General features: G+C 42.8%; 2 protein-coding genes. One reads left to right on the top strand and one right to left on the bottom strand.

The genetic code is table 11. The annotated features are described in order from the left end of the window. Nucleotides 1–845, top strand: an 845-nt coding sequence (locus QZZ41_RS00585) for a GGDEF domain-containing protein (protein ID WP_295066713.1), incomplete at its 5' end; no start/stop codon positions are given. 318 nt (nucleotides 846–1,163) lie between these two features. Here QZZ41_RS00585 and QZZ41_RS00580 read toward each other — a convergent pair. Then, the coding region (locus tag QZZ41_RS00580; RefSeq protein WP_295066711.1) for a lipopolysaccharide biosynthesis protein at nucleotides 1,164–2,080 on the bottom strand (917 nt) is incomplete at its 5' end.

Raw genomic sequence — 2,080 nt, 5'->3', positions numbered from 1 at the left:
TCGAGGACTGGCAGGAGACTTATGTTTCCGCTCCCGACCTTTCAAGCCGTACAGGCTATTCCAGATATATGACAGCTCCGCTTATTCTTGATAAAGGCGAACGAAGAAGCGTTGATCTTTTCCCCAGCAGGGATATGTTCCCCGAGGGCTTCGGCAAAGGCTATGAAGTCAATTATTTTCTCCCTCTCCATTTCAGCGAGAGATGTCTCGGATATTACATAATCACCAACAGTGACTTTCCAATATCAAGTCTGCTGTGCCATACGCTTACAATGGATCTCAGCATCTCAATGGAAAATATACGCAAGCTCTGCCACATCAACAAGGCTATGGACGAGCTCAACCGACTGTATGTCATCGATCCCCTCTGCAATATCTATAACCGCAACGGTTTCTTCAATATTGCTGAGAATCTATTCAAAGAAAGTATCGCACACCATAATAAAGTATTGATAAGCTTTATAGATATGGACGGTCTGAAGTACATCAACGACAACTTCGGACACAAGGAGGGCGACTACGCGCTGCAGCATCTTGCAAGGATAATCAAGGACTGCTGCAAGAGTGGCAGGATATGCGCACGTTTCGGCGGTGATGAGTTCATTATTTTCGGTGATAACGCCTGTGATGAGGATATTGATGCACTTGAAAGCGTGTTCAATGTTCAGCTCAAAAACATGAACAGACTTATCCATAAGCCTTACGAGCTTGATGCAAGTATAGGCACTATAGTTACCGAGGTCAATGACGAAACTTCACTTTTCAACCTTATAACACAGGCTGATGAAATAATGTACGAGAGGAAAAAGCGTAAGAGAACTTCTCGCTACCTCAGACACGACTGATGTGATGACAAAACGCCCCGTTGCATAACCGTTATACTCATACAGAAATTTATGCTTATTATTGAGAGAACCCCTTTTGAAAAAGGGGCTTCTCTCAAACTCTCTCCCGAAAACTTCTGTTTTTATTTTTTCCCGGATAGGGCGCGTATGTAAAATAAAAAGACTTGCAAGTATACAGGTCGCGCCCTATCCGGGAAAAAATCAGATAAAAGTCTTTGGAAAGGGGTTCGGGGGAAAACCTTTCCTCAGAAAGGGTTCCCCCGATAATTAACTATAAACTTCTATATAAGTACCACTGCTAAACGGAGCTTTTACTTATTATTTTTTCATAAGCTTATTTACTGTTGTAAGCATCGGGCGATAATTGAGAGCGGTCATACAAGCGGTGAGGAGAAGCTCCCAGAATATGCAGCCCTTGAAGCTGAATATCACAGGCATACACATAAGCAGAAGAATGACCGTATTGAGTATCGTCCTGATTACTGAAAAGTTAAACGGTACATAGTATCTTGCGTCTATCATTCTTATACAGTAGCACAGCAGATAGCTGAGGAATGTTGCGAATGCCGCACCCTGGATACCCCAGCATGGGATAAGTCCGAGGTTAAGGATAATATTCACGATAACAACAGCTATTATGGAATAGAATGCGTTTTTGGTATGCTTTGTAGCTGTGTAGATACCTGCAAGGAAAAGATTGAGGCAGGTAAAAGCGGCAGCTGCGATAAGCAGGGGAGTGAAAAGAAAAGCCTTTTTGTATTCGGGAAAGGTAGTGTAGTTTATGAGAAGTGCGGATACTGGCTTTATAAAGAGTATCAATGCAGCCGAACCTATGAAAAGCAATGATTCGTAAGCCGAATAAACTTTTGAATAGAAGTTGTTGCGGTCAGCGGAGTCGTTTTCGGTGATAGCCGACATATTCCACGCCTGAAAGAAAATAGTCGAAAGCATGGTGACGATGTTGGGTATCTTGGTAGCTGCGGCGTATATGCCTGCTGCGTCCTTGCCGAGAAATACTGTATCGCTGTGCATATTTCCGATGAATATCTGATCCGAAAAGCCTGTGAATGTCCACATTACTGTTGTAGGTATAAGAGGCAGAGTGAAGCGAAGCATACTTTTTCCCAGCTCCCTGCTGAAACAGCTGATATCAGCATATTTATGCAGACCTGCGGCTATAAAAAGAAATACAGTTGAGCATATATCCGAGAGGATTATTGATATTACAAATCCTT

It is taken from the genome of Ruminococcus sp., from assembly GCF_016283395.1.
Note: the sequence above shows the minus strand (reverse complement) of the source record. Positions and strands in the feature narration are given on the sequence as shown.